Annotated in this window: 16 protein-coding genes; 9 read left to right on the top strand and 7 right to left on the bottom strand. The window is 71.3% G+C overall.

What is annotated here, in order from left to right; all coding sequences use genetic code 11:
• The first annotated feature begins 57 nt into the window (after positions 1-57).
• Positions 58-1,917: an HNH endonuclease signature motif containing protein gene (locus GPA04_RS18230; RefSeq protein ID WP_156225631.1), complete on the top strand. Its 1,860-nt coding sequence runs from the start codon at positions 58-60 to the stop codon at positions 1,915-1,917.
• Positions 1,918-1,957: 40 nt separating this feature from the next.
• Here the strand turns inward: GPA04_RS18230 and GPA04_RS18225 are convergent, their stop codons facing one another.
• Positions 1,958-2,932, bottom strand: a complete 975-nt coding sequence (locus tag GPA04_RS18225) for a PfkB family carbohydrate kinase (RefSeq protein ID WP_156225630.1) — start codon at positions 2,930-2,932, stop codon at positions 1,958-1,960.
• Between the two features lie 183 nt (positions 2,933-3,115).
• On the opposite strand from GPA04_RS18225, the gene metH reads away from it, so the two are divergent.
• The 4 genes from metH (at position 3,116) to GPA04_RS18205 (ending at position 10,000) form a co-directional block, all read left to right on the top strand.
• Positions 3,116-6,832 (top strand): methionine synthase, encoded by a 3,717-nt coding sequence (gene metH / locus GPA04_RS18220; RefSeq protein WP_156225629.1) that lies wholly within the window; start codon positions 3,116-3,118, stop codon positions 6,830-6,832.
• A 70-nt stretch (positions 6,833-6,902) separates the two neighbouring features.
• Positions 6,903-8,147: an arginine deiminase gene (locus tag GPA04_RS18215; protein ID WP_156225628.1), complete on the top strand. Its 1,245-nt coding sequence runs from the start codon at positions 6,903-6,905 to the stop codon at positions 8,145-8,147.
• A 25-nt stretch (positions 8,148-8,172) separates the two neighbouring features.
• On the top strand, positions 8,173-9,390 hold the full coding sequence (locus tag GPA04_RS18210) for a CynX/NimT family MFS transporter (protein WP_156225627.1): 1,218 nt from the start codon (positions 8,173-8,175) through the stop codon (positions 9,388-9,390).
• Between the two features lie 4 nt (positions 9,391-9,394).
• On the top strand, positions 9,395-10,000 hold the full coding sequence (locus GPA04_RS18205) for a class I SAM-dependent methyltransferase (RefSeq protein WP_156225626.1): 606 nt from the start codon (positions 9,395-9,397) through the stop codon (positions 9,998-10,000).
• A gap of 4 nt (positions 10,001-10,004) precedes the next feature.
• Here the strand turns inward: GPA04_RS18205 and GPA04_RS18200 are convergent, their stop codons facing one another.
• From GPA04_RS18200 to GPA04_RS18185, 4 genes are all read right to left on the bottom strand, one after another.
• Positions 10,005-12,344, bottom strand: coding sequence for a glycoside hydrolase family 95 protein (locus GPA04_RS18200; protein ID WP_162458661.1), 2,340 nt, complete (start codon positions 12,342-12,344; stop codon positions 10,005-10,007).
• A gap of 58 nt (positions 12,345-12,402) precedes the next feature.
• Positions 12,403-14,067: a type 2 periplasmic-binding domain-containing protein gene (locus tag GPA04_RS18195; RefSeq protein ID WP_156225624.1), complete on the bottom strand. Its 1,665-nt coding sequence runs from the start codon at positions 14,065-14,067 to the stop codon at positions 12,403-12,405.
• A gap of 91 nt (positions 14,068-14,158) precedes the next feature.
• Positions 14,159-15,130, bottom strand: coding sequence for a carbohydrate ABC transporter permease (locus tag GPA04_RS18190; protein ID WP_241680909.1), 972 nt, complete (start codon positions 15,128-15,130; stop codon positions 14,159-14,161).
• A gap of 5 nt (positions 15,131-15,135) precedes the next feature.
• Complete coding sequence (locus tag GPA04_RS18185) at positions 15,136-16,107, bottom strand: ABC transporter permease (protein WP_156225623.1); 972 nt, start codon at positions 16,105-16,107, stop codon at positions 15,136-15,138.
• Positions 16,108-16,309: 202 nt separating this feature from the next.
• Between GPA04_RS18185 and GPA04_RS18180 the strand changes: the two genes are divergently transcribed.
• Genes GPA04_RS18180 through GPA04_RS18170 form a run of 3 tightly spaced genes read left to right on the top strand, consistent with a single transcriptional unit; the run spans position 16,310 to position 22,077 of the window.
• On the top strand, positions 16,310-18,502 hold the full coding sequence (locus tag GPA04_RS18180; RefSeq protein ID WP_156225622.1) for an alpha-galactosidase: 2,193 nt from the start codon (positions 16,310-16,312) through the stop codon (positions 18,500-18,502).
• Positions 18,499-19,602 carry a mandelate racemase/muconate lactonizing enzyme family protein gene (locus tag GPA04_RS18175; RefSeq protein WP_241680908.1) on the top strand — a complete coding sequence of 368 codons (1,104 nt, stop codon included), beginning with the start codon at positions 18,499-18,501 and terminating at the stop codon, positions 19,600-19,602. The genes GPA04_RS18180 and GPA04_RS18175 overlap by 4 nt, the downstream gene beginning before the upstream one ends.
• A gap of 57 nt (positions 19,603-19,659) precedes the next feature.
• On the top strand, positions 19,660-22,077 hold the full coding sequence (locus tag GPA04_RS18170; RefSeq protein ID WP_206674273.1) for a X2-like carbohydrate binding domain-containing protein: 2,418 nt from the start codon (positions 19,660-19,662) through the stop codon (positions 22,075-22,077).
• A 9-nt stretch (positions 22,078-22,086) separates the two neighbouring features.
• Here GPA04_RS18170 and GPA04_RS18165 read toward each other — a convergent pair whose 3' ends face one another.
• Positions 22,087-23,259 carry an ROK family protein gene (locus tag GPA04_RS18165; RefSeq protein ID WP_156225621.1) on the bottom strand — a complete coding sequence of 391 codons (1,173 nt, stop codon included), beginning with the start codon at positions 23,257-23,259 and terminating at the stop codon, positions 22,087-22,089.
• Between the two features lie 249 nt (positions 23,260-23,508).
• Between GPA04_RS18165 and GPA04_RS18160 the strand changes: the two genes are divergently transcribed.
• Positions 23,509-26,517 carry a right-handed parallel beta-helix repeat-containing protein gene (locus GPA04_RS18160; protein ID WP_162458660.1) on the top strand — a complete coding sequence of 1,003 codons (3,009 nt, stop codon included), beginning with the start codon at positions 23,509-23,511 and terminating at the stop codon, positions 26,515-26,517.
• Between the two features lie 81 nt (positions 26,518-26,598).
• On the opposite strand, the gene GPA04_RS18155 is transcribed toward GPA04_RS18160, so the two are convergent.
• Positions 26,599-26,823: a PLDc N-terminal domain-containing protein gene (locus tag GPA04_RS18155; RefSeq protein ID WP_156225619.1), complete on the bottom strand. Its 225-nt coding sequence runs from the start codon at positions 26,821-26,823 to the stop codon at positions 26,599-26,601.
• Positions 26,824-26,901: the final 78 nt, after the last annotated feature.

Here is a 26,901-nt window from a genome sequence, read left to right as displayed (position 1 = left end):
ATCCGCATGAGTCCGCGGCTGCGGGGTGTTGTCGGTGGCCGGTGATCTACTTTCCGTATGGATGTTCTGCCTCTGGGTCTGACCGGTGACGGGGCGCTACGCGCTGCCGTCGCGGCCGGTCGTGAGGTGACCCGGATGGAAGGTGTCCAGCTCGATCACCTGGCCCAGTACCTGGGTGAGGTCGCCGATGCCTGGGAGCCGCCGGTGTGGTTGCGACCCGGCGCGGAGCAGGCGATCCAGCTCGGCGGGTCCGGGACGCCGCTGGTGCCCGAGTTCGCGGTCTGTGAGGTCGCTGCCGCGTTGGGATTGACCCAGCCCGCAGCGACCCTGTTGTGCGCCGATGTGCTGGACCTGGCCTACCGGTTGCGGCGGGTGGCCGTCTCGGTCCGCTCGGGCGTGCTGTCGATGGGGCGGGCCAGGGTGATCGCCCGCCGCACCCGCGACCTCACCGTGGCGCAGGCCGAGCTGGTGCAGGAACGGCTGCTGCAGCCCCGGCAGAGTGGGCGGGGTCCGGAGCCGATGGCGGCGCTGGTGCCGATGAGCCGGCTACGGACCATGATCGACCAGGCCGTGGTCACCGTGCGGGGTCCGGACAGTGAGGCCGAGGCCCAACGCCGGGTCGCGGAGTCCCTGTACGTGCAGGTCACCCACGAGGCGCCGGGTGCGACCGATCTGGCTGCCCGCCTCACGACCGCTGACGCGGCCCGGCTGGATCGGCGTCTGAATGAGGTCGCCGGCTGGCTGACCCAGGTCGGTGACACCCGCCCCAAGCCGGTGCTCCGCGCGGTCGCGCTGGCGTTGCTGGCCGACCCCGCACTCCTGCAAGCCCTCTCCGACCTACACACCTCACTGGCAGAGGTCGGTAAAGACATCCCGGCGACCGCGCGAACGGACCCCGCTCCCACGCCACCCGCCCCCGCATCACATCCAGCCGCGCTCACGCCCGAAGACACTCCCGCGGACTCCGCACTGCTTCCTCCCCCAGCACCGCCCGCCGCGCACACCACGCCGGGCGAGTCCGCGCCCGCGGCTGATCCGCCCGAAGAGACGGCAGCGCAGCTTCCCGGTCGACCCGAAGCGGCGGGGATCGCTGGCCTGCCCGCGGGCGTGCTGGAGAAGTTCGCGAAGCTGACCTCCACGGTGCTCTACGTGCACCTGGACCGGGGGTCAGGGACCTGGTGCGAGGAGAACGCCGGTGTGCTGACCAAGGACCAGGCCCGCCAGATCGTGGGCCACGCCAACGTGACTGTCCGCCCGGTGCTGGATTTGGCCGAGGAGCTCACCGACACCGGCTACGTCGCCCCACCCCGGCTGAAGGAACAGCTCGCACTGCTGAACGCCGGCTACTGCACCTTCCCGCACTGCCACCGCCGCGCCCGCGCGGGCGATGTCGACCACCAGCTCCCCGCCGCCAGCAACGGCGCCACCCGCTCCGGCAACACCCACCGGCTGTGCCGCAAGCACCACCGAGCCAAAGACCAAGGCCGCTGGCGCGTCGTCGAACCCGCACCAGGCCTGTGGATCTGGGCCTCACCTGCCGGCGCCATCTACCTCGTCAGCAACGGCATCACCCGAACCCTCAACGGCATCTTCACAGCCCGAGGTCTCGACGCACCTAGTTCCGAGCGCGGGGGCGAAGCTACGCCTGACGACGCCGCCGTGACGGCACCGTACCGAGCGGCAGGCGCCACAGGTACGGCAGGTGCGGCAGGTACGGCAGGTGTGTCGGGTACGGCAACTGCGTCGGGTACGGCAACTGCGTCGGGTACGGCAAGCGTGCGTGCCTACGACCCGCGCACGCTGGACACCCCCACCGACGGCCAGTCCTGGAAACCCGTCTGGGACCCGTGGAACGACTGGGACCCTCTGACCCAGACCGAGCACGAGCTCACCTACGGCTTCATCAACGCCAGCTGACCGCCGAGGCCCTCAGCCCGAACGCCTCAGCCCGAACGCCTCAACCGTGCACAGCGAGGAACTCGTCGACCTCGGCGGCGGTCGGGGCGGTGTCGGGGCCGCGGCGGGTCACCTTGATCGCCCCCGCGGCGTTGGCGCGGGTAGCGGCGGTCGGCCAGTCCGTCCCCCGCGCGATCTCGGCCACGAGCACGCCGGTGTGGGTGTCGCCGGCGCCGTTGGTGTCGACCGGTCGCTGCGCGAACCCGGGGTGGCGCGCGGTCACGCCATCTCGGTGCACCACGCACCCGGCGGGGCCGTCGCGCACCACGACGACCGCCGACTCGGGCAGCACGCCGGCCACGGCCGCCGCGGACTCGGCGATCGGCAGCACCTCCTGCGCCGTCGAACGGCTCGGAGCACCTGAGGCCAGCCGTGCCAGACCGTCGGCCTCGTCGGCGTTCCCCGTCCACACCGTGCACAGCGCCAGCATGCGCCCAAGGGTGCCGTCGTCGAGATCGGCGAACGGCGCGCCGGGATCGAGAACGATCGCGACGCCGTCGGGCAGCGACTCCAGCCACTCCAGCAGCGGGTCCCGGGTGGGACCGACGAGCGTGTACCCGCTCACGCACACGACGTCGCCCGGTACCGGGGCGGACCTCGCCAGGCTCGCCACGCTGATCTGTCGCTCCGCGCCCTGCGCCGTGATGAAGGTGCGTTCGGCGCTCGGCTCGAGCAGCACGAGGCAGACCCCGGTGTCGAGGTCGGGCACCGGTGGCGAGCTCACACTCACGCCGGCCTCGGCGAGCACGCTCCGGATCAGGTCTCCGTTGGGCCCGGTGCCGATGCTCCCGGCGTGCACGCACGCCGCTCCCGACCGAGCCGCCGCCAGCAGCACGTTCACGGCGCTCGCCGCGTACCGGGCTCGCCCGGTCGGCACCACGTTGCCACCGCGCGGCGGCAACGACGGCACCTCGAGGACCTCGTCGACCAGCGCCTGGGCGGTATGGATCACGCGCGGAGCACCGATGCCCGTCATGACGCCCTACCGTAGGGGAGGCGGATCCGTTCGCCTCGCGACCGCAGACGCGACGTCGCGGACGTGAGACCGAGCCGGCCCGGCCCGCGAGGCGGCTCCCCCGCGACATAGAATCCGCAGGGTCCGCCGAGCCGCCTGGCCCGGACCCTCCACGGCCTGATCGCCACCCTCTCGAGGCCCACTGTGACCAGCACCTTCGTACGCCCCGACGCCACCGACGCCCTCACCGCGCTGCTGCGCGAGCGCGTCCTCGTGCTCGACGGCGCGATGGGCACCATGATCCAGCGGCACGGCCTGAGCGAGGACGACTACCGCGGTGACCGGTTCGCGGACTGGCCGAGCGACCTCAAAGGCAACAACGACCTGCTGGTCCTCTCGCAGCCGGAGATCATCCGCGGGATCCACCGTGAGTATCTCGACGCCGGCGCCGACCTCGTCGAGACCAACACCTTCAACGCCCAGCGCATCTCGATGGTCGACTACGGCATGGAGGACCTCGCGCTCGAGATGAACGTGGCGGCCGCGCGCCTGGCGCGCGAGGCCGCCGACGAGGCCGAGGCCGCCGACGGCCGCCCCCGGTTCGTGGCCGGCGCGCTCGGCCCCACCAACCGGACCGCGTCGATCTCGCCCGACGTCAACGACCCCGGCGCCCGCAACGTCACCTTCGACGAGCTCGTGTCCGCCTACCTGGAGCAGGCCGGCGGCCTGGTCGACGGCGGCGCCGACCTGCTGCTCGTGGAGACGATCTTCGACACCCTCAACGCCAAGGCCGCGATCTTCGCGCTGCAGACCCTGTTCGAGGAGCGCGGCCGACGCTGGCCGATCATCATCTCGGGCACGATCACGGACGCCTCCGGCCGCACCCTGTCGGGCCAGGTGACCGAGGCGTTCTGGAACTCCGTCCGCCACGCCCGACCCCTCGCCGTCGGCCTCAACTGCGCCCTGGGCGCGGACGAGATGCGGCCTTACCTGGCCGAGCTCGGCCGGGTCGCGGACACCTTCGTCTCCTGCTACCCCAACGCCGGCCTGCCCAACGCGTTCGGGGAGTACGACGTCACGCCCGAGGCGATGTCGGCCACCGTGGGCGAGTTCGGCGAGGCCGGGCTCGTCAACATCCTCGGCGGCTGCTGCGGCACCACGCCCGATCACATCGCCGGGTTCGCGCGCGCCGTGCAGCACGCCGCACCGCGGGTGCCGCCCCAGGTGGAGCCTGCGCTGCGGCTCTCGGGACTCGAGCCCCTGGCGGTGACCTCGGACTCGCTGTTCCTCAACGTCGGCGAGCGCACCAACATCACCGGCTCCGCCCGGTTCCGCCGCTTGATTCGCGACGGCGACTACTCCGCCGCGCTGGCGGTCGCCCGCCAGCAGGTCGAGTCGGGCGCCCAGGTCATCGACATCAACATGGACGAGGGGATGATCGACGGCGTCGCGGCCATGGACCGCTTCACCAAGCTGATCGCCTCCGAGCCGGACATCTCCCGCGTACCCGTGATGGTCGACTCCTCCAAGTGGGAGGTGATCGAGGCCGGGCTGAAGTGCGTGCAGGGCAAGCCGATCGTCAACTCGATCTCCATGAAGGAGGGCGAGCAGGCCTTCATCGAACAGGCGCGGCTGTGCATGAAGTACGGGGCCGCCGCCGTCGTCATGGCCTTCGACGAGGACGGCCAGGCCGACAACCTCCAGCGCCGCCAGGAGATCTGCGCACGCGCCTACCGGATCCTGACCGAGGAGGTCGGGTTCCCGGCCGAGGACATCATCTTCGACCCCAACGTGTTCGCGGTCGCCACCGGCATCGAGGAGCACGCCCGGTACGGGCTGGACTTCATCGACGCCACCCGGTGGATCAAGGAGAACCTCCCGGGCGCGCTGGTCTCCGGCGGGGTCTCCAACGTCTCGTTCTCCTTCCGCGGCAACAACGAGGTGCGCGAGGCCATCCACGCGGTGTTCCTGTTCCACGCGCTCGCTGCGGGCATGGACATGGGCATCGTCAACGCGGGCGCCCTCGCGGTCTACGACGAGATCGACCCGCCGCTGCGCGAGCGCATCGAGGACGTCGTCCTCGCACGCCGCCCGGACGCCGCCGAGCGGCTGCTCGAGATCGCGGCCGACTACGCGGGCACGGGTGAGGCCGCCGAGGTCGCGACCGAGGTCTGGCGCGGGCTTCCGGTGCGCGAGCGCATCACGCACGCCCTGGTGAAGGGCATCGACGACCACGTCGTCGAGGACACCGAGGAGCTGCGGCAGACGCTCGCCGCGGAGGGCCGCCGCCCGCTCGAGGTGATCGAGGGCCCGCTGATGGACGGCATGGGCGTGGTCGGTGACCTCTTCGGCGCCGGCAAGATGTTCCTGCCGCAGGTGGTGAAGTCGGCGCGCGTGATGAAGAAGGCGGTCGCGCACCTCATCCCCTACATCGAGGCCGAGAAGTCCGGCGAAGCACTCGCCAAGGGCAAGATCGTGATGGCCACGGTCAAGGGCGACGTCCACGACATCGGCAAGAACATCGTCGGCGTGGTGCTGCAGTGCAACAACTACGAGGTCATCGATCTCGGTGTGATGGTGCCGGCGCAGAAGATCCTGGACACCGCGCGCGAGGTGGGCGCGGACGTCATCGGGCTGTCCGGGCTGATCACGCCGTCGCTCGACGAGATGGTCAACGTGGCCTCGGAGATGCAGCGCCAGGGCTTCACGATCCCGCTGCTGATCGGCGGCGCGACGACCTCACGCGCACACACCGCCGTCAAGATCTCACCCACCTACGACCACCCGGTGGTGTGGGTGAAGGACGCGTCCCGTTCGGTGCCGGTGGTGGCGTCGCTGCTCTCGGACGAGCGGCGCGGCCCGCTGATGGCCGAGGTCGAGCGCGACTACGAGGCGCTGCGCACACGGCACGCCGCGAAGAGCGACGACCGCCCGATCGTGAGCCTGGAGGTGGCCCGCGAGCGGCGCACCCCGATCACGTGGGAGGGCTACCGGCCGCCCGTGCCCCAGCAGCTCGGCCGGCAGCTGCTGGTCGACTACCCGCTCGAGGAGCTCCGCGAGTACATCGACTGGAGCCCGTTCTTCTCCTCGTGGGAGCTGCGCGGCCGGTTCCCGGACATCCTCAACAACCCTGCGACGGCGGAGGCCGCGCGTCGGTTGTGGCAGGACGCCCAGGACATGCTCGATCGGATGATCGCCGAGCGCTGGATCCGTGCGAGCGGTGTGGTCGGGCTCTTCCCCGCCAACGCCGTCGGGGACGACGTCGTCGTCTACACCGACGAGACGCGGACCGAGGTGCTGCAGACGCTGCACCACCTGCGCCAGCAGGGCGAGCATCGCGACGGCGTGCCGAACCGGTGCCTGTCGGACTACGTGGCCCCGGCCTCCTCGGGCATCGCCGACTACGTCGGCGCGTTCGCCGTGACGGCGGGGCTCGGCGCCGCGGAGAAGGTCGCCCAGTTCCGTGACGAGCTCGACGACTACTCCGCGATCCTGCTGGAGTCGCTCGCCGACCGGCTGGCGGAGGCGTTCGCAGAGCGGCTGCACCAGCGCGTGCGCAAGGAGTTCTGGGGCTACGCCGCGGACGAGCACCTCGACAACGCCGCGCTCATCGGCGAGACCTACCAGGGCATCCGCCCCGCCCCCGGCTACCCCGCCTGCCCCGAGCACACCGAGAAGGAAGCGATCTGGGACCTCCTCGACGTGCAGGCCACCACCGGCATCGAGCTCACCGAGTCGATGGCGATGTGGCCCGGCGCCTCGGTCAGCGGCTTCTACTTCTCGCACCCGGAGTCGCGCTACTTCGTCGTCGGGCGCCTCGGACGCGACCAGGTCGCCGAGTACGCCGACCGCAAGGGCTGGCCCCTCGCCGTCGCCGAGAAGTGGCTGACACCGAACCTCGGGTACGACCCGGAGGACTGAGGTTCCGCTCCTCACGATCCGTCGTCGCCCGCCACGTGGCACAGTGGACCGCGACACCGGGAGGTGACGCATGACCGAGCCCACGGCGGCACTCGGGGTGTACTCCGAGGTGGGTCGGCTGCGCAAGGTGCTGGTCTGCTCGCCCGGGCTGGCGCACGAGCGGCTCACCCCGACCACGTCCTCCGCGCTGCTGTTCGACGACGTGATGTGGGTCGAGACCGCCCAGCGCGATCACGCCGACTTCGTGGACGCGCTGACCGACCGCGGCGTCGAGGTCGTCGAGCTACACGACCTGCTGGCCGAGACGCTCGCGCTCCCCGAGGCGCGCTCCTGGCTGCTCGATCGCCGCGTGATCGCCAACCGCGTGGGGCTGGGGCTCGTCGAGGGCACCCGCGCCTACCTCGACTCGCTGACCCCGGTCCAGCTCGCCCGCTACCTCATCGGCGGCCTCACCACCCAGGACCTGCCGAGCGAGTACCGCACCCCGCACGTGGCGCTCGCGGAGTTCTCGCGCGGCGACCGGGACTACCTGATCCCGCCCCTGCCGAACACCCTCTACACGCGCGACACCACCTGCTGGATCTACGGCGGCGTCACCCTCAACCCGCTGTACTGGCCGGCCCGCCACGACGAGACCCTGCTGATGCAGGCGATCTACCGGTTCCACCCCGACTACTCCCGCGCCCACGTCTGGTGGGGCGACGCCGAGAAGGACTGGGGGCAGGCCAGCCTCGAGGGCGGGGACGTGATGGCCGTGGGCGACGGCGTCGTGCTCGTCGGGATGAGCGAGCGCACCTCGCGCCAGGCGATCACCCAGCTCGCCAAGGCCCTGTTCGACGGCGGAGCGGCGCGACAAGTCGTCGTCGCCGCGATGCCGCGGCTCCGGGCGGCGATGCACCTCGACACCGTGTTCACGTTCGCCGACCGCGACCTGGTCACCGTGCACCCCGCGATCGTCGACCGGGTGCGGACGTTCTCGCTGCGACCCGACGACCGCGCACCCGGGATCGAGATCACCGACGAGGGCGACGCCCGGTTCGTCGACGTGGTCGCGCACGCGATTGGGCTGCCGCGGCTGCGCGTGGTGGCGACCGCGGGTGACGAGTACGCCTCCGAGCGGCAGCAGTGGGACAGCGGCAACAACGCGGTCGCGGTCGAGCCGGGCGTGGTGTTCACCTACGACCGCAACACGCTCACCAACGCCGCGCTGCGCGACGCCGGCGTCGAGGTCGTCACGATCGTGGGCGCCGAGCTCGGCCGCGGTCGCGGTGGCGGCCACTGCATGACCTGCCCGTTGGTGCGCGACCCGGTCTGAACGGCCCCAGGCGAACGAGGCGGGTGTGGCAGACGAGACGAGCAGCAGGCGCGCGGTCGCGACCCGCTGGGCGCCCCTGCTCGCGGCGCTGGTGTTCCTCGTGGGCATCAACCTGCGGCCCGCGGTCACCTCGGTGGGGCCGGTGCTGCCCCGGATCGGCTCCGACCTCGGGCTGAGCGAGCCGGTGCAGGGCCTGCTCGGGTCGCTCCCGGTGCTCGCGTTCGCCGTCGGGTCGCCGCTGGTGCACCGGCTCACCCGCCGGACCGGCGTCGACGGCGCGCTGCTGCTCGCGCTCGTGCTGATCGCCGCAGGCATCGCGCTGCGCTCCTTCACCGGGCTGCCGGGCCTGTGGATCGGCACCGTGGTCGCAGGCCTGGCGATCGCGATCGGGAACGTGCTGGTGCCCGTCGTTGTGCGCCGGGACTACCGCACCCGGGTGGCGGCCGCGACCGGGGTGTTCACGATGTTCTTGACGCTCGGCGCGGCGACCGCGTCGGGCACCGCGGTCCCGCTCGCCGAGGCGTGGGGGTGGCGCGGCGGGCTGGCGTTCTGGGCGATCCCACCGTTGGTCATCGGCGTCGTGTGGGCGCTGCGGATCCGGGTGTCGCCCTCGCCTCCCAGCCCGCTGCCGCAGCCGGGCGAGCCGACCACCAGCGTCTGGCGCCAGCCCACCGCCTGGCTCGTCACCGCGTTCATGGGGCTGCAGTCCACGGCCTTCTACGTCCTCGTGACCTGGTTGCCCACGATCGAGGCGGCGGCCGGTGTTCCCGAGACCACCGCGGGTGTGCACCTGTCGATCTACCAGCTGATCGGGACGGTCAGCGGCATGACGATCCCGCTGCTGATGCGGCGGCGGGGCTCGGTGGTGCGCGCTGCGGTCACGGCGAGCGTGCCGATGGTCGTGGCCGTGGTCGGGATGCTCACGTTCCCGAACCTCCCGGTGCTGTGGGTGCTGGTCGCCGGTCTCAGCTCCGGCGCCTCGCTCGTGGTCGCACTGACCCTGATCGGCCTGCGCGGCCGCAGCCATGCCGAGACCACGCAGCTCTCGGGCATGGCGCAGGCGGTCGGGTACTCCCTGGCCGCGGCCGGCCCGGTGGCGGCGGGCTGGCTCGCGCAGGTCAGCGGCGCCTGGCGGGCACCGCTGGTGATGGTCGCCGTGCTGGCATGCCTGCAGACCCTCGCCGCCGTGCTGGCGGGCCGTGACCGGCCCGCACCGGTGCCTGCGCTCGATCGGTCAGACTGAGGCCATGGTGGAGAAGAGCCTCTGGACGCAGCAGGTCGAGAAGAACCCGGAGCACTCGCACTGGTACATCCAGCGCTTCCGGGACATGGCGGCCGCCGGGCAGGACCTGCACGGTGAGGCACGGTTCGTCGACGCGATGGTGCCGCGCGGCTCGCGGATCCTCGACGCCGGGTGCGGCCCGGGCCGGCTGGGTGGCGAGCTGGCGCGACGCGGGCACGCCGTGGTGGGCGTCGACGTCGACCCGGTCCTGATCGAGGCGGCGAAGGCCGACCACCCGGGCGCCACCTGGCTCGTGCAGGACCTCGCCGAGCTCGATCTGGCGACCGCCGGGGTGACCGAGCCGTTCGACGTGATCGTCTCCGCCGGCAACGTGATGACGTTCCTCGCGCCCAGCACGCGCCGGCTCGTGCTCGGCAACCTGGCCGGCGCCCTGGCCGACGGCGGTCGTCTCGTCGCCGGCTTCGGTGCCGGTCGCGGGTACTCCGCCGAGGACTTCTTCGCCGACACCCGCACCGCGGGCCTGGCGCTCGACGTCGCGCTTGCGACCTGGGACCTGCGCCCGTGGGAGCCGGACTCGGACTTCCTCGTCGCGGTGCTGCGGCGGGCGTGAGGCGTCAGGCCGGCGGACCGCTGACGGCGTAGGGCTCACCGGCGCGCAGCTCGATCCGCTGCCCGTGGCCGCCCCCGACGGCGACCACCACCGATGTGTCGCGGTCCGCCGTCAGCGTGCCGGCGCTCAGCTCCCCGTCCGCCCAGGTGAGGTCGACCCGGACACCACCGCGAGCGCGCAGCCCGCGGACCGAGCCGGTCTGCCAGCGCGAGGGCAGCGCGGGCAGCAGCCGGATCACCTCCGTGTGCGACTGGAGCAACATCTCGGCGATCCCCGCGGTGACGCCGAAGTTGCCGTCGATCTGGAACAGGGACGGCGGGTGCAGGCAGAACAGGTTCTCCGCGACCGACTCGCGCAGCATGATGTCGAGGCTCGCCAGCGCCGCCTCGCCGTCGCCGAGACGCGCCCACAGCGCCACCAGCCAGGCGCGGCTCCAACCGGTGTGGCCGCCGCCCGCGGCCAGCCGCGCACGCAACGAGGCGCGTGCGGCCTCCGCCAGCTCCGGCGTCGACCAGGGGTCGATCTCGCTCCCGGGGAAGAGGCCGTACAGGTGTGACACGTGGCGGTGCCCGGGCTCGGCCTCGCCGCGGGGCGTGGCCCACTCCAGCAGCCGGCCGTCGTCGCCGACCGGGACGGGCGGCAGCTGACCGGCGGCCTCGCGGGCCGCCGTGGCGACCGGGTCATCGGCGCGGCCCAGCCGCTGCGCGGCGTGCTCGAGGTTGCGGAACAGCTCGCGGACCAGCCACAGGTCCATCGTGACCATGGCGTCGACGGCGGCGACGCGGCCGCGGTCGTCGATGAAGCTGTTCTCGGGCGAGGTCGACGGCGCCGTGACCAGCCTGCCCTCGGCGGTACCCGGTCGTGGGTCGGGGACCATGAGGTGCAGCACGAACTCGGTCGCGCCGCGCAGCACCGGCCACACGACGTCGGCCAGGAAGGTCTCGTCGGGACCGAACCTCTCGTGCTCGACCAGGTGCGCGGACAGCCACACGCCGCCCATCGGCCAGAGCGCGAACGACGGCGCACCCTCGCCCGCACCCACGGGCCAGCTGGTCCGCCACAAGTCGACGTTGTGATGGGTCACCCAACCGGGCGCGTCGTAGATCTCGCGCGCCGTCGTCGAGCCCGACTCGACCAGCGAGGTGACGAGGTCCACGAGCGGCTCGTGGCACTCGGCGAGCGCCGTCGTCTCCGCGGGCCAGTAGTTCATCTCCGTGTTGATGTTCACGGTCCAGTCCGAGCACCACGGGGGCCGCCGCATCTCGTTCCAGATCCCCTGCAGGTTCGCCGCCTGCGTGCCCGGTCGCGACGACCCGGCCAGCAGGTACCGGCCCAGGTCGAAGAGCCGCTCGATCAGCTCGTCGTCGGTGCCGCCCGCCTGCACCTCGGCGAGCCGCTGGTCGAGCGGTGCGCGATCGGCCGCCGGTGCTGCGACCTGCAGGACCACGCGGTCCTGCAGCGCGGCGTGATCGGTCACGCTGCGCTCGCGCAGCTCGTCCCACCCGGTGCGGGCGACCTCGAGTGCCTCCTCGACCGCCCTGGCGACCACGGCGTCGTGGTCCTGGCCGGGCGCGGTGCGCCAGTCGACGAACGAGTCGGCCGCGGTGAGCACCAGCGTGACCGCGCGTGCGCCCCGGACGACCAGACCCCCGTCGGCGATCTCCACCAGCCCGCCCTCGGCGACCGCGGCGAGCGCCATCGCGAAGACGATGCCCTCGCCGTCGGCATAGCGCACCGGCTCCGCGCCGTTCGCGAATTCCGGCACGACCGCCGCCGGCGCCCGCCCGGCCAGGGCGACCAGCGAGTCGTGTTCGCCGTGAGCCAGCGTGGGGTGGGGAGTCCGCAGTCGTGCGGTGAGGTCGAGCGGTCCGCCCTCCTGCTCGACCCTCACCACGATCGCTCCGTCGACGGCGGAGGCCAGCACGTGCTGACGCCGGAGAAGGCCCTCGGTCCGGAGGGTCGACGTCGCCACCCCGGTCGAGAGGTCGAGCTCGCGCTCGTACTCGGCACCGGGCAGCGGCGCGAGGTCCAGCAGCAGGTCTCCCAGCGGCTGGTAGGACTCGGCGTCGGGGCCCTGCAGGGCGATCGAGACCTCCCCGGCGGCGACGGGGTCCTGCTCCTCGAGCAGCAGCCGGCGGACCTCGGCCACCGTGCTGGGCCCGTCGGTGACGCCGCTGCCGTGCGGTCCACCCGACCAGAGGGTGTCGAGATTCAGCGCGATCCGCTCGTGCTCGGGGTCGCCGAGCACCATGGCTCCCAGCCGGCCGTTGCCGACGGGCAGCGCCTGCATCCACTGCGTCGCGGGGGTCTCGAACCGCAGGGTGCGTCGGGCAGTGCTGGTCATCGTGAGCTGCTGCTTCCTCTGGTCGGGTGGTGCCGTCGCGGTCGGGCGCCTCAGGCCGTCAGCCTGCCAGGCTCGCGTCGTAGGCCTGCTGGTAGATCTCGAGGTAGCGCGGGAGGCCGAGGCCGTCGAAGCCTTGCACATAGGCGTCCCACGCGGCGTCGTCGGTGATGTCCCGCTGACCGGTGACGAACTCGACGTTCGTCTGCGAGATGTAGCTCTCGATGTTGGTCTGCAGCGTGGCGAGCTCGTTGGAGAGTGAGCCGTCGACCCACAGGTTCCAGTACGGGAGCACCTGATCCATCGGGGCGGCGTCCTCGTACAGCTGCGTGGCCTCGAACAGCCTGCGCTCGTAGCCGTCAGCGAGGTAGACGTCCTCCGGCTGCACCTCGGAGTTGCGCCACTCGGCCGGCGAGTAGAGCTGGGCGTTCGAGCCCCAGGCCCCGTTGACGCTGTCCGGGTTGTCCGGATCGGTCGCGATGCGGGCGAGGGTCGGCTCGAGCGCGGAGTCCAGCGCCACCTCGCCCGGCTCGGGCAGCCGCCAGCCCACGCCCTCGGGACCGAACTGGCCGAGGGCGTGGCCCTCGAACGAGTACAGGATGTCGGCGAGCTGGATGGCCGCGACCTGCTCGGCCTCGGTGGCCTGCGCGGTGATCGCGAACATCGCACCGGGCGAGCTCGGGAAGCTGTAGGTGGTGAACTGGTCGCCGTTGGGCCCGACCAGCGGAGGCGCGGCGTCGTAGATCGTGTGGCGCGGGTTGTCGTCGCTCAGCTCCACGCACACGGCGGGGTGCAGCGCGGTGCAACCGCCCATGATCACGGCGTCGGCGTTGTTGCCCTTCGCCTGCATGGCCTCGACGTTCTGGGTGAATGCCGCCTGGTCGATCAGGCCGTCCGCATACAGCTCCGAGACGTACTGCAGACCCTGCCGCCACTCGTCGGTGACCGCCTGGGCGACGACCTCGTCGCCGTCGAGCCCGAGCGAGAGGTCGGTGACCTCACCGCCGAGCGGGTCGTACTCGAAGGCGTTCATGAAGTACGGGATCAGGCTGTTGAGCCCCGCGCTGCCGGTGACGCCGATCTCGTCGGCCTGGCCGTTGCCGTTCGGGTCCTCGGTGACGAACGCGGCGAGGACCTCGCGCATCTCCTCGGTCGTGGTCGGCATCTCGAGCCCGAGGGTGTCCAACCAGTCGGTGTTGATCCACAGCTTCGCCTGGTAGGTGCAGTGGAAGCAGTCGTTCCACTGCGGCAGGCCGTAGATGTTGCCGTCGGGGGCGGTGGCCAGGTCCTCGTACTCCGGGTGGTCCTCGAACGCCTGCTGGATGTTCGGGGCGTGCTCCTCGATCAGGTCGTTGAGCGGCAGCAGCACGCCCTGCGAGCTGAGGTTGAGCAGCTCGGTCTGGGTGAACTGGTCCACCCAGGAGACGAGCATGTACACGTCGGGGAGGTCACCGCTCGCGAGCGAGATCTGCCGAGCCTCGCTGGCGGCGGTGGCGTCATAGGTGGTGGTCTGGAACTCGATCTCGATGTCCAGCTGCTCACGGACGTGGTCGGTGAACCGGTTGGTGTCCAGGTCCTGGTCGGTGCCTTGCATCGTGAAGATGGTCAGCGTGGTGGGACCGTCGGCCTCGGGTTCGTCCTGGCCGCCGCTGCACGCGGCGACGGCGACGATGCTGGCTGCGGCGAGCACCGCCGTCGCCGCTCGCCTTCTGGTGGTCACGGGCATGTCGAGCCTCTCTACTCGCTTACCTTCTGGATCGGCCGCGAGGCGGCCGTCCGGTCCTGCCGCGCTGATGCGCGGCCGGGGTCTGTGGGGCTCATCCCTTCACCGACCCGACCATCACGCCCTTGTTGAAGTGGCGCGCGACGAACGGGTAGATCAGCAGCACCGGCACGGTGGAGACCACGATCAGTGAGAACTTCACGAGGTTCGCGAGCTGTTGTCGCTCGACCGCGTCGGTCGTGCTCATGCCGCCGCTGGCGCCGTTGAGGATGAGGATGTTGCGCAGCACGATCTGCAACGGCTGCAGGTCGGAGTCGCGGATGTACAGGAGCGCGTCGAAGTAGGAGTTCCACTGGTAGATCGCGTACATCAGCGCGATCACCGCGAGCAGCGGCTTCGAGAGCGGCAGCACGATCGACCAGAGCACCCGCAGGTCGCGGGCGCCGTCGAGCTGTGCCGCCTCGGTGAGCTCGTCGGGGATCGACGTGCGGAAGAACGAGCGCGCGATGATCACCTGCCAGACGCCAATCGCCTGCGGGATCAGCAACGCCCACCGGGTGTCGAGCATCCCCAGCGACTGCACCACCAGGTACGTGGGGATCAGGCCACCGGAGAACAGCATCGTGAAGACGATGAGCATCGTGATCACGTTGCGGCCGAACAGGTCCTTGCGGGAGAGCGGGTAGGCGATCGCGACGGTCAACGTGACGCTGATGAGGGTGCCGACCACGGCGTAGAAGATCGAGTTGGCGTATCCGGTGAGGATCTGGGGGTCGCTGAGCACGGTCTGGTAGCCGCGAAGCGTGAAGTCGACCGGCCACAGGAACACACGACCCGCGCTGACCGCGAGCGGATCGCTGAAGGAGCTCGCGAGGATGTAGATCAGCGGGATCAGCACGGCTGCCAGCGCGAGCGCGAGGAGCAGGTAGACCAGGAACAGGAACACCCTGTCCACGCCCGACTCACGCATCCGTCGCGGACGGTCCTGCCTGCGGGGCGCGCCAGGCACGCTCGACCCGCGCCGCGCCCGCGGCTCCGGCGGCTCGGCGACCTGGGTCCGGGTCACGGCGCTCACCACAGCCCGCTCCCGGTGACGCGCCTCGCGACGGCGTTGACCATGAGCAGCAACACCAGGTTGATCACCGAGTTGAACAGCCCGACGGCGGTCGCCATGCTGAAGTTCGAGCTGAGCAGCCCCACCTTGTAGACGTAGGTCGCGATGATCTCCGACGTCCCGAGGTTGAGCGGGTTCTGCAGCAGGAACGCCTTCTCGAAGCCGATCGCCATGACGTTGCCGACGCCGAGGATCAGGATGATCACCGCCGTCGGCATCAGGCTCGGGATGTCGACGTGCCAGATCTTCTGCAACCGGCTCGCACCGTCCACACGGGCGGCCTCGTACAGGCCCGGGTCGATGCCGGCGAGCGCAGCCAGGTAGATGACCGCGGAGTAGCCGGCGGTCTGCCAGACCTCGCTCCACACGTAGATGTGGCGGAAGTACTCGGCCCGCCCGAGCAGGTCGGGCATCGGGACCCCGATGACGCCGAGTGCGTCGCTGACGAAGCCGAGCTGCGGTGACAGCACGAGGATCGTCATCGAGATGACCACAACCGTGGAGATGAAGTACGGCGCGTAGGTGACCATCTGCACCGACTTGCGGAACAGACCCTGTCGCACCTCGTTCAGGGCCAGCGCCAGGATGATCGGGATCGGGAAGCCGGCGAGCAGCACGTAGGCCGAGAGCAGGAAGGTGTTCTTCACCAGGGTCAGAGCGACAGGGTTGTCGATGAATGCCTGGAAGTGCTTCAGACCCACCCAGGGACTGCCCCACACGCCTTCGAGCAGGTAGTAGTCCTTGAAGGCGATGATGGCGTTGGACATCGGGACGTACTTGAAGATCGCGAACCACGCGAGCGGCACCAGCATCAGCAGGTAGAGCTCCCAGTGCTGCCGCCAGCTGTGGCGCGCGCCGCGCCAGCCTCTGTCGCTGGGCCGCTCGCGCGTGCTGGCGGCGGGCACCGCGACCGGAGGTGCCGCGACCATCAGCAGCTCTCCGGTGCGAGCCGCGCGGCACTCACGTGGTCCATGAACATCATCGATCCGGTTCCTCTTCTGGGGCCGACCGCGCCATCGACGGCGCCCCTCGGACGTGCGGCATCCGGCTCGGCGCCAGTACCGGGTGGTGGTTGCGGGATGAGCGTAGACCTGGTTTATTTACGGCGTCAAGTAATAGATGAGGAGAGTCATGGCCGACGAGAACAGCGGGGTTCTCACGCTTCGGGCAGCCGGGGTGGCGCTCGTCGTCGACCCTGCCGGGCCGGTCCCCACGGTGCTGCACTGGGGCGCCGACCTCGGGACGAGGGCGGGCGTCCTGGACGACCTGCGCCGCACCAGTGCGCCCGCGGTCCTCAACAACGCTCCCGACGTGCCGCGCCGTCTGACGCTCTGGCCGACCGAGCGCGACGGCTGGGTGGGGACGCCCGCGCAGAGCGGGCACGCGCTGGGCACCTCGACGGCGCCACGCCCCGAGGTCACGGCCTGCACGATCGATCCCGACCCCGCCGGCGGCGGCCGGATCTGGATCGTCATGGACGACGGCGTCGCGGGCTTTCGCGACGAGGTCGCGCTCGCGCTCGACCCCTACGGCGTGCTCACGATCGACATGGCGATCGAACGCACCGGCCAGCCGGACACCGGTGCCGCGCCCTACGCGCTCGCAGGCCTCCGCGCCCTGGTGCCGCTGCCGGACCGCGCGACCGAGGTCCTCGACTTCACGGGCAAGTGGTGCCGAGAGCGTGCCCCGCAGCGGGGTGAGATCCGCGACGGCACCCACACCCGACGCGCCCACCGCGGCAAGCCCGGGCACGACTCGCCGTTCCTGATGGCGGTCGGCACACCGGGATTCGGGTTCGGCACCGGCGAGGTGTGGGCGGCGCACCTCGCGTGGAGCGGTGAGGCGGAGTACCTCCTCGAGCGACTGCCCGAGGGGGCGGGTGCGCTCTCGGCGGTGCTCGGCGTCGGCGAGCTGCTGCACCCCGGTGAGGTGCTGCTCGGCCCGGGCGAGCGCTACGAGGCCCCGACGGCGGTGCTGACCTGGTCGGCGGAGGGTCTCGACGGCGTCGCGGACCGGCTTCATCGCCGCCTGCGCGCCCGGCCTGGGCACCCGAGCAGCCCGCGGCCCTTGGTGCTGAACACCTGGGAGGCGGTCTACTTCGACCACGACCTCGCGACCTTGACCCGGCTCGTGGAGCGCGCGGCGGAGGTCGGGGTCGAGCGCGTCGTGCTCGACGACGGCTGGTTCCAGGGCCGCCGCGCCGACGACGCCGGCCTGGGTGACTGGACCGTGGACCGCGCCGTGTGGCCGCAGGGGCTCGCGCCGCTGGTGCAGGTGGTCCGCTCGCACGGCATGCAGTTCGGGCTGTGGTTCGAGCCGGAGATGATCAGCCTCGACTCCGACCTGGCACGAGCACACCCGGACTGGGTGCTCGGTCCGGCCGCCGGGCCGGGGTTGCCCGCACGCCAGCAGCACGTGCTGGACATCGCGCGGCCCGAGGCCTTCGTGCACGTGCTCGAGCGGATCAGCGACCTCGTCGCCGAGCACGCCATCGACTACCTCAAGTGGGACCACAACCGCGACCTGCTGGAAGCGGTCGGACGGCGCCCCGGCGGTGAGCGTCCGGTCGTGCGCGAGCAGACGATCGCGCTGTACCGGATGCTCGACGAGCTCCGCCGTCGGCACCCCGGCCTCGAGATCGAGACCTGCTCGGGTGGCGGCGGCCGGATCGACCTCGGCATCCTCGAGCACACCGACCGGGTCTGGGCCTCCGACTGCAACGACCCGGTCGAGCGGACGCAGATCGAGCGGTGGACCCGGCTCCTCGTCACGCCGGAGCTGATCGGCTCGCACCTCGGCGCGGCCCGGTCCCACACCACCTCACGCGTGAGCGACCTCTCGTATCGGCTCGCCGCGTCGCTGACCGGCCATGCCGGCATCGAGATGGACCTCACGACGGCGGATCCGGGCGACCTGGGCATCATCCGCGGCTGGGCGGGCCTGTACAAAGAGCTGCGCCCGCTGCTGCACAGCGGCAGGGTCGTCAACGCGGACCTGGCGGACGAGCACGCGACACTCACCGGCGTCATCGCCCGCGACGGCGGTCGCGCCGTGCTGGTCTGGTCGCGGTCGGCGACGAGCGGCCGGGGCCAGAGCGGGCGGGTGCGGTTGCCCGGGCTGGACCCGCAGGCGCGCTACCTGGTGCGGCTGCGCACCGAGATCGGGACGGCCAGCCGCCACCAGACGCACGACCCGGTGTGGGTGTCCCAGGCTGCGGGGCCGGGCGTGGAGATCGACGGCGCCGTGCTCACGGTGGCAGGCCTGCCCATGCCGACGCTCAACCCGCAGCAGGCCATGGTCCTGGACCTGAGGAGGATCCCGTGAACCCGCGCGAGCCGATCGTCCGCGCCGAGGCCTGGCTCTGCGAGCTGGCCGTCGAACGACCACGCACGGACGCGATGCAGTCCTTCCGCGCGCAGGAGACCGTGTTCGTGGAGCTCACGCTCGCCTCCGGCGCGCGCGGGCTCGGGTACACCTACACGATCGGCACCGGCGGCGGCGCCGTGCTCAGCCTCCTGCGCGAGACCCTGCTGCCCGCCGTCGTCGGCCTCGACGCCACCCGGCCGGAGGCGCTCTGGACCGCGCTCCTCGACACGACGCGGGCAACGACGGTCGGCGCGATCACCGCACTGGCGATCGCCGCCGTCGACACCGCGGCCTGGGACGCGACCACACGACGAGACGGCCGGCCGCTGTGGCAGGCCGCTGGCGGAGCACAGGAGTCGGTGCCGACCTACGACACCGAGGGCGGCTGGCTCCACCTGCACGTCGACGAGCTCGTGCAGGGCGCGGTGGCGGCCCAGCAGGCCGGCTTCGCGGGCATCAAGGTGAAGGTGGGCAAGCCGAGCCTCGCCGAGGACCTCGACCGGCTGACGGCGGTGCGTGCCGCCGTGGGCAGTGCCGATGGCTTCGAGATCATGCTCGACGCCAACCAGTGCTTCACGCTCGACGACGCGATCCGGCGCGCACGCGCCTTCGAGGCGATCGATCCGGCGTGGCTCGAGGAGCCGCTCCCTGCGGACGACCCGTTGGCACACCAGCAGCTGGCTCGCGCGACGACGATCCCGATCGCCGTCGGCGAGAGCCTGTACTCGATCCGGCAGTTCCAGACGTACGCGTCGCTCGGCGCAGCGACGATCCTGCAGCCCGACGTCGCCCGCATCGGTGGCATCACGCCGTGGCTCAAGGTCGCGCACCTCGCCGAGACGCACTCGCTACCCGTGGCGCCGCACTTCCTCATGGAGCTGCACGTCTCGCTGGCGTGCGCGGTGCCCAACGGACGCTACGTCGAACACGTCCCGCAGCTGAGCGCCATCACGCGCACCACGCAGCAGGTCCGCGAGGGCCGGCTGCACGCACCGATCACGCCGGGCCTCGGCATCGACTGGAACCGCGACGAGATCGACAGACGTCGGATCGCCTGACCGCGATCCCTGCCCGGACAACGACGACCGGAACACCAGAGAAGAAGGAGCGGTCACATGAAGGAACAGATCAGCACGAACCGCAGGAGGCTGGCAGCACCCGCTGTCGCTGCGGCAGCAGCACTGATGGTCACGATGGCTGGAGGCGGCTCCGCCGTCGCCGACAACGATCCACCAGGGATCGAGGAGCTGGCGCAGCAGCCGTACATGGGCTGGAGCAGCTACAGCATGCAGGTGCACTCGGGCGGCCAGTGGATCACGGCCGATCAGCTGATCGCGCAGTCGGACGCGATGCACGAGACGCTGCAGCCGCACGGCTACACCTACATCAACGTGGACGCCGGGTGGAACGGCGGCATCGACGAGCACGGTCGCCCGGTCCCCAGCCAGACGCTGTACCCGGACGGCCTGCAGGCCGTCATCGACCACGTCCACGACAACGGGCAGAAGTTCGGGCTGTACTTCATCCCGGGGATCGGGCAGGAGGTGTACGAGGCGGACCTGCCGATCGCGGGTGCACCCGACTGCTCGACCGGTGACATCGCCACGCTGCCCCTGCAGCAGGGTGACTACTGGGGCTTCACGCACCAGATCGACTTCACCAACCCGTGCGCACAGGCCTACATCGACTCGATCGCCGATCTGATCGGCGACTGGGGCGTGGACTTCGTCAAGTTCGACAGCGTGACCCCCGGCTCCGGGATCGAGGACGGCTCGATGGACTCCCGTGGCGACGTGGCGGCGTGGTCGCAGGCGCTCGCCCGTCACGACATCTGGCTCGAGCTGTCCTGGGCCGTCGACATCGACCAGGCGGACTACTGGGCCGAGCACGCTCAAGGCTGGCGGGTCGACTGGGACGTCGAGTGCTACTGCGGTGACGAGGCCCTCACCACCTGGGCGAACATCGAGCGGCTGTTCCCCCGGCTGGCGCAGTGGTGGCGTCACGCCGGCCCGGACCGCGGTTGGAACGACCTCGACTCGCTCAACGTCGGCAACGGCAGCATGGACGGTCTCACGCGCGACGAGCGCCGCACCGCGATGACGCTGTGGGCGGTGTCCGCGGCTCCGCTCTACATCGGCAACGACATGACCGACCTCGACGAGTACGGCATCGAGCTGCTCACCAACGACGAGGTGATCGCCGTCAACCAGGCCGCGGTCCCCGCCCGCCCCGTGGCGACCGACACCACCCGGCAGGTCTGGTACGCGCTCAACCCTGACGGCACCTACACGGTCGCGCTGTTCAACCTCGGGCGCACCGAGGCCGACATGACCCTCAGCTTCGAGGATCTCGGCCTCAGCGGCAGCGCCACCGTGCGCGACCTCTGGGCGCAGCGCAGGGTCGGCACGGTCACCGACGAGCTCCTGGTGGAGGGTGTCCCGATCCACGGTGCGCGGCTGTTCACGGTCACGCCGGGCAAGGACGCCACGATCACGGTCAACGACGACGACCTGCGCGTCGACCACCAGGGCGACTGGAACCGCAACGGCGGATCTGAGGTCGTCGCCACCTCGCAACCGCTGACCATCGCCGTCGCCGACTCGAGCACGGGCGAGGCGCCCACGGCGCCGGAGGCCGGACCGATCGCCGTCAACGACGACGACCCGAGCGTCCTGTACCAGGGCTCCTGGAGCCACAGCACCGGTCGCGGGCTCGGCGACCACGAGGACGACGTGCACTTCAGCGAGTCGGCGGGCAACGCCGTCGAGTACACGTTCGTGGGCACCGGCATCGACTACGTCACCGAGACGCACTCCTCGCAGGGCGACGTCGAGGTCTACCTCGACGGCCAGCTGGTGGAGACCGTCAGCACGTACCAGGAGTCCGGGCGCGGCGCGCAGCAGGTGGTCTACAGCGTGCGCGACCTCCCGAGCGGCACGCACACGCTGCGGCTGGTCCACGCCACCGGTCAGTACATGCTGATCGACCGGCTCGACGTGGTCCAGGAGACCCTGATCGAACCGAGCACGGCGGCGTTCGACCGTGCGCTCCCCGCGGACCTCACCGTGCAGCTCCTCCGCGGCGGCGGGGAGCTGGCCGGGATCACCGGCCCCGACGGCGCCCTCGTCGACGGCACCGACTACGTGGCAGACGGCGGTGAGCTCACCGTCCGCGCGGCGTACCTCGCCACCCTCGACGAGGGTGAGCAGACCCTCCAGGTGGCCTTCTCGGGTGACCACCTCGACGACGTGCACGCGACCACCACGGTCGGGGACGCCGTCGAGATCTCCTTCCGCGGCGAGCGCTTCACCTGGTCCGGTCCGGTCGCACCCGACCAGGGTGAGGTCGAGGTGTGGGTCGACGGCGACCTCGTCGAGGTCGTGGACACCCACGGGGAGGCACGGCTCACCGGACAGGAGCTGTTCACCTCGCAGAAGCTGCGCGACAAGCAGCACACCGTCCGGCTCGTGATGGTCTCCGGCGAGGTGATGAGGTTCGACACCGTGACGTACACGGTCAAGAAGATCCGCTGACCCGCCCGGTCACGGGAGCAGCAGCGACCGGATCGCGGTCGCTGCTGCTCCGCGCGCCCAGTCCTCGAACGAGTGCGGCCGCACCAGGATGCGGCTGCGGCCGGCGGCGCCGAACGCGTGCTCGGCGAAGGCCGCACGCAGCGTGGAGTCGAACAGGTCGAAGTTGCGGACGGCCTCACCGCCGATGATCACCAGCTCCGGCCCGATCAGGTTGACCAGGCTCGCGATCGCGGTGCCGATGAGGGCTGCGGCGTCGCGGAACGCCTCGACCGCGGCCTCGTCACCCTGGTGCGCGAGCTGGACCGCCTCTCCGATCGTCACGGCGCGGCCGTGCGCGGCGGAGACCCGCGCGACGATCGCCGGCGTCGCGGCCACCGCCTCCACGCAGCCGCGACGCCCGCAGGCGCAGATCGCCTCGGGTGAGGCGAGCGGAAGATGTCCGAGCTCGCCGGCCACGCCGAACGAGCCCTCGACGACCTCGCCGTTGACGTGCAGCCCGCTGCCGATGCCGAGCCCGATCGTCACGATCGCGAAGGACCGGGTGCCCAGCCCGACACCGAACCAGTGCTCGGCGATCGCGAGCGCGCGGACGTCGTTCTCGACGACGACGGGCAGTCCCAGACGCTCTCTGAGGACGGTGCGGAGGTCGACATCGGCCCACGACATGATGGCCGACTCGCGCACGACCCCGGCGGCACCGTCGACGTCACCCGACACCGACACCCCGACGCCCGCCAGCCGCTGCGCGGCAGGGCCGAGCAGATCCGCCAGCTGGCCGCTGAGCGAGACGATCGCCTCGACGACGGTGGCGGGATCGTGCTGGGCCAGCGGCGCTCGCACGCTGTGCAGCACCTGGGTCTGCAGATCGGTGGCGACGGCGATCACCTCGTCGACATTCACCTTCATGCCGAGCACGACGAGCGCGTCGGCAACCAGCGCGACCGGGTTGGCGGGCCGCCCGAGCCGTCGCTGCTCGCGGGGCTGACCGGCCTGATCGATGACGATCCCTGCGGCGACCAGGGGGGTCACGGCCTTGGTCACGGCGGCCTGCGACAGGCTGGTGCGGCGGGCGATGTCGATCCGGCTGATGGGGGACCTGGTGAGGATGGTCGTGAACACCTGGTCGGCCGCGGCCGAGCCCGAGCCGAGCAGCGCGACCCTGGCCTTGCCGACGTCATCCATGCGGTGTGCGACCTCCCTGTCGGCTGACGGTATCGCCGTCCCGGGACCATGGACGGCCACCCGGTGCGCGCCCCGATGGGGGTTCCCGCCTCACAGGCTGACCGATAGGGTCTCAGAATTCTTGAATGAGAAAGTAATCGGGGGGACGTCGTCATGCGCATCGTCGGGGGCCGTACAGCCATGGACCGAGACGTGACGGCGAGGCGTCGATCATCATCGCGCAGACGTGCGCTGGTATCCGGCTCGGCGGTGGCGGTGCTCGGGGCCATGGCGATGGCGGGATTCACGCTGCCGGCGACGGCCGCGGGCAACACCTTCTACGTCGACCAGGCCGCCGGGGCCGACTCCTCGGAGTGCGGCGAGGCTCCTGGCGCCGAGGCGTGCGCGACGATCGGTGCTGCGCTGGCGCAGGTGACCCCGGACGACGTCGTCTCGATCGCAGCCGGGCCCTACACGGAGTCGCTCGCGATCACCACCCCCGTCACGCTGCAGGGCGCCGCCGGCGTGGTGCTGACCGGCTCGGAGGAGGGAGAGCCGGTCGTCCACGTCAGCACCGACAGCGCCGTCACCATCACCGACATGACAATCCACCCCGGGCCGTGGGACGGGACGGGGATCGGCAACGTCGTGCGCGTCGAGCAGGGCGGGGCGGCGGATCTCACCCGAGTCGCGATCAGCGGAGAGGGCGAGGACGGGCTGGCGAACATCGGTGTTCTCGCCCTGCCCGGGAGCACCGTCGACCTCGCCGAGTCGACCATCTCCGGTGTTGCCCACGCCGTGATGGCAGGCGGCGAGCTGGGCGAGGCGAGCACGGGGCCTGCCACGGTCACGATGACGACGTCGGCTCTCACCGGCAACAGCAACGGGATCGCGATGCTCGCGGGTGACCTCACCGTCACCGACAGCTCGATGTCCGACAACATGGCTGCCGGCGTGATGGCGTACGGGCCGGAGGTCCTCATCGAGATCACGGGGACCACGATCAGCGACAACGGGACAGACGGGGCCGGGGACTCGCAGGGCGGTGTCGTGCTCCAGCGGGGTGGGACCTTCACCGGCGAGCGGCTCACGATGGCCGGCAACAGCTATGGCGTGGCGGCCCACGGCGGTGGCGAGGTCACACTGACGGACAGCTCGATCGTCGACGGCATCATCGGGGTTCTCGGGCGGGCAGACGAGTCCGGAGGCGAGGTCTCCCTGCTCGACCTGACGATGTCGGGCTCGGAGATGTCCGGCCACACCCTCGGGATGGGCCTGGACGGCGTGCGGGCGCAGATCAGCACGAGCACCGTCACGGCGAACAGCGGTGGGATCGTGACGTGGGCCACGGCCGGGAGCCGAGGCAGTCTCGAGCTCACGGACAGTGTCGTGAGCGGCAACGGCGACGGCAACGGCCCGGAATCCGAGATCGGCCCGGCCGGCGTCTCCATCGAGGGACCCACCGACGTCGTCATCACCGACACCGAGCTCGACCACAACGGCGTGGGGCTCTTCGTCAACCCGGACTCCACGCTCAGCATGACCGGCGGCACGATCTCGGACAACGACTGGATCGGGCTCTTCCTCGCCGAGCAGCCCAACTCGGGCACCGAGATCACTGCTGACCTGACCGGGACATCCATCAACGGGAACGGCTTCAACCCTCCGACGGGCGCCATCTTCGGGTTCGGCGGGATCGGCACCCGCTTCCACGCGGCCGTCACGGGAACGGATCTGACGATCGCGGACAACGCTGCGGGCGTGCTGCTGCAGGGCGGCTCGCTCACCCTCACCGACAGCGCGGTGAGGGACACCGTCACCACCCCGCTGGACGATGTGCTCGGAGTGCCGATCACCGGCCACGGCATCCTCGTCGGCTCGGCCGGTCCGGAGTGGGTCGGCGAGGTCGAGCTCGTGCGTACCGAGGTGTCGGGCAACGCTCGCACGGGGCTGTTGCTCGGGCCTGACAACGAGGGGCGCATCGTGGCCAGCACGATCGCCGGCAACGGCGGGGCGGGCATCCTCCGAGAGTGGTTCGGCGAGGAACCCTCGGAGTCCGACGAACGGCCGTTCCTGCTGGCCGGCAGCACGGTCGCGCAGAACGGCGAGGGAGCCCTCGTCCTGGGTGAGAGTGGCGCAGCGACCGTGATCGGCTCGATCCTGCAGGCTGCCGAGGGTACGGACGTGTGCACGGGCAACCCTGCCCTCACCGACGGCGGGTACAACGTCGTCTCCGACGAGACCTGCGCGCTGTCCGCTGCGAGCACCGTTGTGGGCGACCCTCAGCTGGAGCCGCTGGGCGCCAACGGCGGCCCGACGAACACCGCTCTCCCCGGTCCGGCGAGCCCGGCCGTCAACCTCGTCCCGACGGGCACCTCGGTGCTGTGGGGCGAGAGCACGATCGACCTGTGCCCGGGCGAGACCGACCAGCGCGGCGGCGGCTACCCGCGCCTCGTCGGTGACGCGTGCGACGCCGGCGCGGTCGAACGAGCCGGTGGCCTGATCACGGTGACCGCGGGCGATGCGACCTGGTACGAGGGTGCCTTCGAGCCCGAGATCGCGGCCGGGTACGAGGGCTTCATCGGTGAGGACACCGTCGCCGACCTGGACACCCCGCCCACCTGCGACTACGACGTGGAGACCGCGACGACGTACTGCTTCGGCGGCGCGGACGACTTCTACGCCTTCGACTACGTCGACGGCACGCTGACCGTGCTCGACCCGCTGGTCATCGTCACCGACACCCTGCCCGGCGCCACCGTGGGCGAGGAGTACTCGGTCACCCTCGAGGCCACCGGCGGCGACGGCGGCCCCTACACCTGGGGCGTCTTCGAGGGCGAGCTGCCGGCGGGTCTGACGATCGACACCGAGACCGGCGAGATCTCCGGCATCCCCGAGGCCGCCGGTGAGGTGACCTCCACCGTGTTCGTGGGCGACCCCATCACCAAGCAGTTCACGATCACCGTCGAGGCCGCCGCGGTCGAGCCGACCGACCCGCCGACGACGGTGGAGCCCACCGACCCGCCGAGCACGGTCGAGCCGACCGACCCGCCGAGCGACGGCGCACCGACCGACGTGGGTCCGACCGACCAGCCGACGGAGGCCGCACCCGTGTCGCCCACAGGAGGCACCGGAGGCACCGGAGGCTCAGGTCAGGGCCTCCCGGACACCGGCTCGGACGGTCTGACCGCTCTGGCCCTCAGTGCCGCGGTCGCGCTGCTCGGCAGCGCCGTGCTGCTCGTCGCCCGACGTCACCGTCGCCTGCCCACCGGGCAGTGACGCGAGGCAGCTGACACCTCGCCCCCACCGTGGCCGTCCCCGGCCGGCCACGGTGGGGCGACCCGCGGCGCGCGCGGCTCGCTACCTGTCCGCGCTGGCGCGATCCCGTGGGCGGAGCAGGAACCACGCGAGGGCACCCATCAGGGGCACGAACAGCACGGTGAGCGTCCAGACGAGCTGCGTCGAGCCCGTGAGCACCCTGCTACGGCTGATCTGCACGATCGCGGCGAGCATGGCCAGCACCGCCCCGAGGGTCCCAAGGGTCCAGAGCCAGTCGTAGACCGGCGGCAGAAACAGCATCTCCATGCTCGATGGTGGCACGCCGCCGCCCTCGGCGCCGGTGACTGTGCGCCCACCTCGGCCGACCGGCGGTGCGACAGCGCC

The sequence above is a fragment of the Pseudactinotalea suaedae genome, from assembly GCF_009733815.1.
In the GTDB taxonomy this organism is placed as follows: Bacteria; Actinomycetota; Actinomycetes; order Actinomycetales; family Beutenbergiaceae; genus Pseudactinotalea; species Pseudactinotalea suaedae.
The sequence above is the reverse complement of the archived record's forward strand: the minus strand, read 5'-3'. Positions and strand labels throughout refer to the sequence as shown.

What these genes read in the sequence shown, in the direction of transcription:
- GPA04_RS18185 (WP_156225623.1), bottom strand. Translation starts at nt 16,107, where the DNA reads ATGGTCGCGGCACCTCCGGTCGCGGTGCCCGCCGCCAGCACGCGCGAG.
- GPA04_RS18165 (WP_156225621.1), bottom strand. Translation starts at nt 23,259, where the DNA reads ATGGATGACGTCGGCAAGGCCAGGGTCGCGCTGCTCGGCTCGGGCTCG.
- GPA04_RS18215 (WP_156225628.1), top strand. Translation starts at nt 6,903, where the DNA reads ATGACCGAGCCCACGGCGGCACTCGGGGTGTACTCCGAGGTGGGTCGG.
- GPA04_RS18200 (WP_162458661.1), bottom strand. Translation starts at nt 12,344, where the DNA reads ATGACCAGCACTGCCCGACGCACCCTGCGGTTCGAGACCCCCGCGACG.
- GPA04_RS18195 (WP_156225624.1), bottom strand. Translation starts at nt 14,067, where the DNA reads ATGCCCGTGACCACCAGAAGGCGAGCGGCGACGGCGGTGCTCGCCGCA.
- GPA04_RS18170 (WP_206674273.1), top strand. Translation starts at nt 19,660, where the DNA reads ATGAAGGAACAGATCAGCACGAACCGCAGGAGGCTGGCAGCACCCGCT.
- GPA04_RS18155 (WP_156225619.1), bottom strand. Translation starts at nt 26,823, where the DNA reads ATGGAGATGCTGTTTCTGCCGCCGGTCTACGACTGGCTCTGGACCCTT.
- GPA04_RS18230 (WP_156225631.1), top strand. Translation starts at nt 58, where the DNA reads ATGGATGTTCTGCCTCTGGGTCTGACCGGTGACGGGGCGCTACGCGCT.
- GPA04_RS18180 (WP_156225622.1), top strand. Translation starts at nt 16,310, where the DNA reads ATGGCCGACGAGAACAGCGGGGTTCTCACGCTTCGGGCAGCCGGGGTG.
- GPA04_RS18225 (WP_156225630.1), bottom strand. Translation starts at nt 2,932, where the DNA reads ATGACGGGCATCGGTGCTCCGCGCGTGATCCATACCGCCCAGGCGCTG.
- GPA04_RS18205 (WP_156225626.1), top strand. Translation starts at nt 9,395, where the DNA reads ATGGTGGAGAAGAGCCTCTGGACGCAGCAGGTCGAGAAGAACCCGGAG.